General features: G+C 70.5%; 9 protein-coding genes and 1 pseudogene. 7 read left to right on the forward strand and 3 right to left on the reverse strand.

The genetic code is table 11. The features are described 5' to 3' along the window. The first annotated feature begins 119 nt into the window (after nt 1-119). Together AC069R_RS05210 and AC069R_RS05215 are read left to right on the forward strand one after the other, a co-directional pair. Complete coding sequence (locus tag AC069R_RS05210) at nt 120-902, forward strand: type 1 glutamine amidotransferase domain-containing protein (protein WP_478764663.1); 783 nt, start codon at nt 120-122, stop codon at nt 900-902. 156 nt (nt 903-1,058) lie between these two features. Continuing rightward, a complete protein-coding gene (locus AC069R_RS05215) occupies nt 1,059-3,245 on the forward strand; it encodes a DUF8189 domain-containing protein (RefSeq protein ID WP_478764664.1) in 2,187 nt (728 codons plus the stop codon). Between the two features lie 94 nt (nt 3,246-3,339). Here AC069R_RS05215 and AC069R_RS05220 read toward each other — a convergent pair whose 3' ends face one another. From AC069R_RS05220 to AC069R_RS05230, 3 genes are all read right to left on the reverse strand, one after another. Continuing rightward, nucleotides 3,340-3,708, reverse strand: a complete 369-nt coding sequence (locus tag AC069R_RS05220) for an STAS domain-containing protein (protein WP_478764666.1) — start codon at nt 3,706-3,708, stop codon at nt 3,340-3,342. 240 nt (nt 3,709-3,948) lie between these two features. Beyond that, on the reverse strand, nt 3,949-4,401 hold the full coding sequence (locus tag AC069R_RS05225) for an SRPBCC family protein (RefSeq protein WP_478764668.1): 453 nt from the start codon (nt 4,399-4,401) through the stop codon (nt 3,949-3,951). A 397-nt stretch (nt 4,402-4,798) separates the two neighbouring features. Beyond that, nucleotides 4,799-5,062 (reverse strand): hypothetical protein, encoded by a 264-nt coding sequence (locus AC069R_RS05230; RefSeq protein ID WP_478764670.1) that lies wholly within the window; start codon nt 5,060-5,062, stop codon nt 4,799-4,801. Nucleotides 5,063-5,491: 429 nt separating this feature from the next. On the opposite strand from AC069R_RS05230, the pseudogene AC069R_RS05235 reads away from it, so the two are divergent. The 5 genes and pseudogenes from AC069R_RS05235 to AC069R_RS05255 form a co-directional block, all read left to right on the forward strand. After that, nucleotides 5,492-5,587 (forward strand): annotated as a pseudogene (locus tag AC069R_RS05235) (VOC family protein); the annotation flags it as partial. 557 nt (nt 5,588-6,144) lie between these two features. Further along, complete coding sequence (locus AC069R_RS05240) at nt 6,145-6,702, forward strand: hypothetical protein (RefSeq protein WP_478764672.1); 558 nt, start codon at nt 6,145-6,147, stop codon at nt 6,700-6,702. A gap of 36 nt (nt 6,703-6,738) precedes the next feature. Next, nucleotides 6,739-7,236: a hypothetical protein gene (locus AC069R_RS05245; protein WP_478764674.1), complete on the forward strand. Its 498-nt coding sequence runs from the start codon at nt 6,739-6,741 to the stop codon at nt 7,234-7,236. A 112-nt stretch (nt 7,237-7,348) separates the two neighbouring features. Continuing rightward, entirely contained in the window at nt 7,349-7,504 is a 156-nt protein-coding gene (locus AC069R_RS05250; RefSeq protein WP_397982299.1) for a DUF6131 family protein, read from the forward strand. Nucleotides 7,505-7,675: 171 nt separating this feature from the next. Continuing rightward, on the forward strand, nt 7,676-7,846 hold the full coding sequence (locus tag AC069R_RS05255; RefSeq protein ID WP_011113206.1) for a DUF5670 family protein: 171 nt from the start codon (nt 7,676-7,678) through the stop codon (nt 7,844-7,846). Nucleotides 7,847-7,978: the final 132 nt, after the last annotated feature.

The raw sequence follows: 7,978 nt of genomic DNA on the forward strand, positions 1-7,978 counted from the left end.
CGGACGCGACGGTACGCGAACGGCGCGCGCGGGCGTCCGCTCGGCGTCGGCCCGTGGGCGGACGCCGGTTCGCCACCACGTCGTCACGCCCCCGCCACCGCCGCTGTCAGGAGCACCCCGTGATCCTCTTTCTGCTTCCCTCGTGCGACTACGACCCGACCGAGGCCGCGGTGCCCTGGGCGGCGTTGCGACAGGCCGGTGCCGAGGTACGGTTCGCGACGCCGAACGGCCGTATGGCACCCGCCGACCGCAGACTCACCGAGCTGGGGTTCTCCTGGCTGTCGCCCTGGCTGATGACCCGTTCCGCGGAACTCGCCGCCTACCGGCGGCTCACCGAGGACCCGTGGTTCCAGGCGCCCATGTCGTACGCCGATGTCGAACCCGGTGGACTGACGGGGCTGTTCGTGCCCGGCGGCCATGCTCCGGGCATGCGCACGCTGCTCGAAGACCACACCGCCCAGGAGCTGTTCGCCCAGGCCCTCGCACGGGGGCTGCCGGTGGGCGCGGTGTGCCACGGCGTGCTGCTGGCGGCGCGCGCCGTGGACCCCGCGACCGGACGCTCGGTGCTGTACGGACGACGGACGACCGCCCTGACCGCTCTGCTGGAACTGACGGGCTGGAACCTCACCCGGATCTGGCTGGGCCGTTACTACCGGACGTACCGCACCACGGTGCAGGCGGAGGTGACCGCCGCCCTCGCCGACCCGGCGGACTTCCTCTCCGGACCCCGGCTGCCGGTCCGGGACACCGCCCGGCACCCCGGACGCGGCTTCACGGTGCGGGACGGCAACTACGTGTCCGCCCGCTGGCCCGGCGACTGCCACCGACTGGCCGCGGACTACGTGGCCCTGGTCCGAGCCCACCGCGCCGGCGAACCCCTCGCGCCCGCCCCGCACGGCTGAGTACCGCTCCCCGTGGCGGCCGACGAGCGGCCGGCCCCCGTACCGGCTGCGCGGGCCCCTCCTCTCCAGACCAGCACCGACGCTGACCGACATGGCCTGCGGGCGAGTTGCGCGGACGACGGATCCACGCAGCGCGCGGGCGGAAGGAAGAGACACATGAACACACGAGCCAGGGCGGCGAAGCGAAGTCTGGCCGTCATCGGCACGACCGCCGTCGCGGGAGCCCTCACGCTCGGCTCCGCCACGGCCCCGGCGGTCGCGGAGCCCCGGACGGCGGGCGCGCCCACCCCGCCGGTCACGGCTCCGGCCGCGCCCGGAGCCGTCGCGCTCGACTCGTGGATGGAACAGCTGGGGGACACGGTCGGCGACCGGCCGCTGAACCAGATCGTCATGCCGGGCAGCCACGACGCCGGAACCGCCGGCATCACCAGGGACAGCGGCATGTGCGACGCCGGTGACACGGTCGGCACCGCGCGCAAGTGGCCCGCGCTGGCGGCCAGCATGTCGCGCACTCAGAGCGGTTCGCTCGTGGACCAGCTGGAGGCCGGCTCACGGTACCTGGACCTGCGCCTGTGCAAGCAGGGGGACCGGTGGTACAGCTACCACGGCGGCCCACTGGGCCGGCAGTTCTTCGACGCCCCGGACGGCCGGGGCGGGGTCGTCCCCGGCCAGGCACGCGAGCTGACCGAGTGGATCAGGACGCACCCCGGGGAGATCGTCATCCTGCGGGTGACGACCACCGGCCCGGCCGCGACCCGCGAGGAGGACAGCCGCGCCGCCATCACCCGACTGGGAGACCTGGTGGGCGGAGGCCCCGGCCATCCGGCCATCGCGGACGGCTCGCTGGCGCCCACGTCGACGTACGACCAGTACATGGCGGCGGGCAAGCACGTGGTCATCGTCGACGACACGGGCAGCACGGCCTACCCGTGGGCCTGGCACCAGCCCGACGTGCAGGACTACCGGGGGAGTTACGTAGGGGTCAGCAGCGCGTGGCAGGACATCCTGAAGGCCGCGCTCGACCCCCGGCTGTCGCAGAAGACCTTCGACGCGGTGCTCCGGCGTGGTGACGAGGTGCTGGGCCGGGCCCCCGGCCCCGCGGCGGACAGGTTCTTCGTCCAGCAGGCCATGATCGACCCCACGGACTCCATCCCCGACGCCGCCATCACCCAGATCCTGGCGGCGCTCAAGCTCACTTCGGCATGGAAGGCCGAGAACTTCCTGCTGAGCCTGGAGGACGAGCTGAACCGGCAGTTGCTGGCGAAACTGCGCGACTCCTGGAACAACACCAACGTCACCGACAACATGAACATCGTCATGACCGACGATGTGAACCAGAACCGTAACGGTGTCGGTCCTGGCGACCTCCAGCGCGAGATCATCGCCAAGAACCTCCCGCAGACGATCACTTCGCACACCTTCTACGACACCACACGCCAGGCCGACGGAACCTGGACCGCGCCGGACGCGCTCTCCGGTGCCGGGAACGCCTTCCGCTACGTCGGCAGCCGGCAGGCCGTCGCCGGGATGCCCGACGGCAGCGTCCAGGTGCTCGGCATCGGTCTGGACGGCAACGTGTGGCACAACGTGCGGGCGGCCGATGGCCGTTGGCAGGGCTGGAACGCACTGGCTGCCCCGGACAACGAACACGTCGGCTTCGCGGCTCGGGACATCGCCATCACGGGCATGCCGGACGGCAGCTCCCAGGTCGTGGCGGTCGGCAAGGACGGCTTCGTCTACCACAACATCCGTCACCCGGACGGGAGTTGGCAGGGCTGGGCGGCCATGGCCGGGGGAGACGACGGCAAGGTGAAGGCCACCAGGGTCGCCGCTGCCGGTATGCCGGACGGATCCACCCAGGTCATCGTCTACGGCGGTGACGGATCGATGCGCCTGGACACCCGTGCCGCCGACGGGAGTTGGACCGGCTGGTCGACCGTACCGGGCGTCGGCGCGCCGGACTTCGCCGGGCCGTCCCTCTCCATCGCCGCACTGCCCGACGGCTCCAGCCAACTCGCCGCGGTCGGCCTGGACGGCGATGTCTGGCACACCGTCCACCGGGCCGACGGCACCTGGACGGGCTGGGGCCGTCCAGCCGGCCCCCAGGGCGGGGCCATGCGGGCCACCGCGGTCTCCCTCACGGGGATGCCCGACGGCGACAGCCAGGCGGCGGCCGTCGGAGCCGACGGAACGGTGTACCACGCCCTCCGCCACCGCGACGGCGACTGGACGCCGTTCCAGCCGGTGCGCGGCATCCGGGGCGCGATGTCCTTCGCCGGTGACCAGGTCGGCATCGCCGGTCTTCCCGACGGCTCCAGCCAACTCCTGCTCACCACCCGCTGAGAGCGACTCCCGCGCGAACGGGCCACCGTACGCCGGCCGGTCGGCGCCCGGCCGGCACCCCGCGCGCCGAGGCGTCCCCGGCCGGCCCCGGCGGTCAGCCGGGGCGTCCCCGGCCGGCTTCCCCGATGCTGCGGGCGGCGGTCTGGCTGCCGGGATGGATGGTGATGACCTGGTCCAGTCCCACGATGTGCAGGATGCGCATCGTACGGGTCGGCACAGCGGCCAGGGCGATGTCCGCCCGCGCGGCGAGGGCGTGGTCGCGGGCGGCGATCAGGGCGGTGATGCCGCTGGAGTCGCAGAACTCCATACCGCTCAGATCCAGGACGAGACGCCGGCCGGGACGCAGGACGACACCGGGGAGCAGTTCACGCAGCTCGCCGACGGTGGAGTAGTCGAGATCGCCGCAGATTTCCAGGACGGGCCCTGTGGCAGCGTCTCGGGCGGTGATCTCCAGTCGGCTCATTCGCTGCTTCTCGTCTGCGGGTCGGGGGCCGCCGCGCCGAGGGCGAGCAGGGCGGTGTCGTCGTCGAGGCCGTCTCCGGTCGTCGACGCCATCGGCCGCCTGGCCACCGCACCTGGCCACCGCACCGATTCGGCATTCCGGAAGACGCCCGCGTCCGGCTCCTTCGCACCCGCGGACAACTCGGACGAGGCCGGTGCCGATGGGCCCGGAGGCTCATCGGCACCGGCCGCTCGTCCGGGGTCAGACCTCGCCGCGCCAGGCGCCGGTCTCGACACCGCCGCGGGACTCGATGAACTGCTTGAACCGCTTGAGATCACCTGTGGCCTGCCGTTTGACGAAGCCGAGCTTGTCGCCCACCGTCTCGGCGAGGCCCTGGGGGTCGTAGTCCAACTGGAGCATGACCTTGGTGCGGGCCGCGTCCAGGCGGTGGAAGGTGACGACGCCGGCCTGCCTGGCCTCACCGTCGACAGTGGTCCAGGCGACGCGCTCGTCGGGAATCTGCTCGGTGATCTCCGCGTCGAACTCGCGCCGCACGCCGCCGATCTTGGTCACCCAGTGGGTGAGGGTGTCGCTGCGCTGTTCGATGCGTTCGACGCCCTCCATGAACTGAGGGAAGTCAGCGAATTGGGTCCACTGGTTGTAGGCGGTGCCGACCGGGACGTCGACCTCGATGGACTCTTCTACCTGTGACAACAGCGATCTCCTTCTGGGAAGCGGGCAGGCCGACCGGACGGGGCCGGTCTGTCTGCCTTGCTCGGGATCATCACCGTCGTGGGTTGCCACGAGACGGCGGTTGATGCGTCGGTGAGCCGTTCAAACGGCGGAGGCGGGTTGTCCGGCCGCTTGCTGCCACGCGTCGACGGTTTCGAGCTCACCGACGCCGAGCCATGCGGTGGCCCGGACTCCGAACGGTCGGAGCCGTCGAGCGTGAAGCGGCTGGAGCACCGGGAGGGGACGAACGCCCGGCCGTCCCGCGACCGGCCCGCATGCGTCCCGTCGGAGGTCGCGGCCGCCGCCACCTCGCGCCCCTGCCCTGGCAGCCGGGGCGCCCGACCCTTGGTCCGGGACGGGCGCGCTCGCGGCGCCCTTGTCAGCCGGCGTCCTTCACCGCGTGCAGCGAGCCGCTGAGGGTGCCTTCCTGCTGTTCGTAGTGGGAGAGCGCGAGGCCGAGCCCGATGAACGTCGGTGCCCATTCGCCGACGAAAATGCCCCACCGGTCGGCGCGCTCGACCCCGGCCTTCTCGGCCTTGAGGCTCGTGCACCAAGAGGCGAAGCTCAGGCCGATCGAGGCCAGGCCGGCGATGTAGGCATGCTCGCTGCGGATGCCCATGTCGTGCATCTTCTTGATCACCATGGACGGTCTCCGTTCTGTCTGGGGGGCTCCTGGTGGAGTAACCAGTTCCTTTTAGTGCTATTCGTCCGATAAGGAGACATTCGGTGCGACGCTCGACGGCTGCCTGGTCCACGAGGCTGCGGAGCCGGGCACCTCCCGCCCCGAATCACCTGGTCACGAGCCATCCGCCTCCCAGCGTGCTCACCATGAACGGCGATCACCGGGGATCGGTGGCAACGTGGAAGCGTACTGATTGCCGCCGCCGGGAACTTCGACCACCCAGGCTGTGGGCACCCTATTGCGGGTCGCCGCGGACACCGCGAGGTCGGCCGTCCACGACGGCAACGGCTCTGCTCGCGCGAGTCCGTCGAACCTCCAAGGACCGTCGCGCCGGCTGCCGTGGGCGGGAGCCTGCGGCCATCGCAGCGGTGCGGTGGGCGGCGGCGAACTATGGGAGCGCGTTGCGCCAACGTCAGCGACTGCGCGGAACCCAAGCGGCTCGCCCGCTTCTGGTGTGAGGTGCTGGGGTGCGTCGTACCACGGCCGCGGGGGGCTCCGGCTGGGAGTTGCCTCCGTCGGATCTCTCTGCTCCCGTCAAACCCTGCGCACGTACGACGAGTTCTAGAAGATGAGCCCTGGGTAGAGACTGGCCGCTCCCGCCCGGTCTCCCCAGGGGGGATCTGGCGGCGGACATCTCGGCTGTGGCGAGCCCGGTTCCGGTGGGGACGTGTGTGCCTTTGCCTGCTTATCGGCGGCCGAGTTGGCCGCCCGCTTGCGGGAAGATGCCGCGGTGCCGCCGGCCCTTCGAGTGCCTGCTGCACACGCCCGCCATCGCCGCCTCGGCGTGGCCGGGGCGTGGACGGTGCCGGACGACTCCGCGTTCTGGCCCACGGCAGCCGCGTCCTGCCCAAGTCGAAGACGCACCCGCGTGTTCGCCGAGTAGGGCGGCACGGTGGCACCGGTGCCGAGCCGTCCGCGTCGGCTGCCTGAGCGCGGGCGACGAGCTGCCGCGATGGTGGGGTACGGGACTATTTCTGGTATATAGTGGTGAATTGCCCCTAAATGTTTTTAGGGAGCCAGGTAGCCGGGCGGGAGGCGGTCCGATGTCTACAGGAACCCTTCTTGCGATCATCATTCCCGCTGTCGTGGTGGTGGCCTTGATCGTGTCGGCCGCGGCTCTTTTCATGCGGCGCCGAAGGCTGCGCGAACGTTTCGGCCCGGAGTACGAGCGGACGGTCGAGGGAGCCGACAGCCAATTCGCCGCCGAGCGTGAGCTCAGTCAGCGCGCGAAGCGTCATGACGAGCTCGACATCAAGCCACTGCCGGACGCCGCCCGTGACCGCTTCGCACGGGACTGGGACGGCGTGCAGCATGAGTTCGTGGACCGGCCCGAAGACGCGGTGCACGACGCGGACCAACTGGTGACCTCGTTGATGCACGCGCGCGGCTACCCCACCGAGGGCTTTGAACAGCAGCTCAAAGACCTGTCCGTGGAGCATGGTCGCACCCTGGAGCATTACCGGGCCGCTCACGAAATCGACACGCTCAGCACGGGGCACAAAGCCACCACCGAGCAGCTTCGCAGCGCCATGGTGCATTACCGCGCCCTGTTCGACGAGCTGCTCTCCGACGGCGGCCAGACCCGCCACGCCCCGGCCTGACAGCCGGTGGTCCACAGCGCTACAGACGGAGGCGACATGCAGTCCGACAACACTCCGGAAAGCTCTGGCACCGGCCTGTCCACCGAGGACTTCGCCCAACCACGCCAGAGGGCGGACGAAGCACCGAGCGCTGCGTCATCGCCCCCGGTCTTCCCCGGTGAGGCCGATGAGGGCATCGCCCCCGGCGGCGCAGACGCGAGCGGCCACACGGACGTCCCCGCGGCGGGGGAGGCGGCGGCTGGGCAGAGCGCGGACGCCGACGAGACGCCGCAGCTGCTGAAGCCGCAGGACGAGGAGGATTTCCGCAAGCGCTGGGAGAAGATCCAGAACGCGTTCGTCGATGATCCCCGCGAGGCCGTACAGGCGGCGGACAGCCTCGTCGCCGGCGTCATGCAGACACTCGCCACGACCTTCGACGAGCACAAGAAGGAACTGGAAGAGCAGTGGAACCGCGGGGGCCAGGCGGATACGGAAGCCCTGCGCACGGCGCTGCGCCACTACCGTTCATTCTTCAACCGCCTGCTCACCACCTGACGACGCGACCGCCACGCGGGACGTCGCAAACAAGGCAAGACAACGGCCGGGGCACTCTCAGTGGCGCCGCCATCAGAGGCCGCCATGTCGGCCGTAGTGGAAGGAGACGATGATGATCGCCCTCGGTGTCATCCTGCTCGTCGTCGGGTTCATCCTGCACATCGGCATCCTGTGGACGATCGGGATCATTCTTCTCGCCATCGGGCTCATTCTGTTCGTCCTCGGCTCCATCGGACACGCCGTCGGCGGCCGGCGCCACTACTGGTAGGCCGCACTGAGCCGGTCCCGGCCGGGGGTGCGAACCGGGGGCTGCTCCGGCGCACTCGCATGCAGCGGGGAAAAGCTTGCCGAGTGTCCATAAGAGCCGTGGAAAAACCAGGGAGACCAGCTGTGTGTTCTTCGATTGGCCGGGCATCCGGAGCGTCGGAGGTTGATAACTATGGTCCCCCTGCTTCTCGTTCTGCTGCTGGCTCTGATCCTTTTCGGTGCGGGTTTCGCCCTGAAGGCGCTGTGGTGGATCGCCGTGATCGTGCTGGTGGTCTGGCTGCTCGGCTTCGTGGTGCGGACGGCGGACAGCGGCGGCCGTAAGGGCCGCTGGTATCGCTGGTAACGCGCCGAACGACACGTCCGCGCCGCGGGGGGGGGGGGGGGGGGGAGGGTAGGGGGGGGGGGGGGGGGGGGGACCCACCGAAGGGGGCATGGAGCGCCGCATTTTTTTGGGGGGTAAGACCCTACGACACCC

It is taken from the genome of Streptomyces sp. NPDC043952 (genome assembly GCF_056435325.1).

What these genes read in the sequence shown, in the direction of transcription:
- AC069R_RS05250 (WP_397982299.1), top strand. Translation starts at nt 7,349, where the DNA reads ATGATCGCCCTCGGTGTCATCCTGCTCGTCGTCGGGTTCATCCTGCAC.
- AC069R_RS05220 (WP_478764666.1), bottom strand. Translation starts at nt 3,708, where the DNA reads ATGAGCCGACTGGAGATCACCGCCCGAGACGCTGCCACAGGGCCCGTC.
- AC069R_RS05215 (WP_478764664.1), top strand. Translation starts at nt 1,059, where the DNA reads ATGAACACACGAGCCAGGGCGGCGAAGCGAAGTCTGGCCGTCATCGGC.
- AC069R_RS05245 (WP_478764674.1), top strand. Translation starts at nt 6,739, where the DNA reads ATGCAGTCCGACAACACTCCGGAAAGCTCTGGCACCGGCCTGTCCACC.
- AC069R_RS05230 (WP_478764670.1), bottom strand. Translation starts at nt 5,062, where the DNA reads ATGGTGATCAAGAAGATGCACGACATGGGCATCCGCAGCGAGCATGCC.
- AC069R_RS05240 (WP_478764672.1), top strand. Translation starts at nt 6,145, where the DNA reads ATGTCTACAGGAACCCTTCTTGCGATCATCATTCCCGCTGTCGTGGTG.
- AC069R_RS05255 (WP_011113206.1), top strand. Translation starts at nt 7,676, where the DNA reads ATGGTCCCCCTGCTTCTCGTTCTGCTGCTGGCTCTGATCCTTTTCGGT.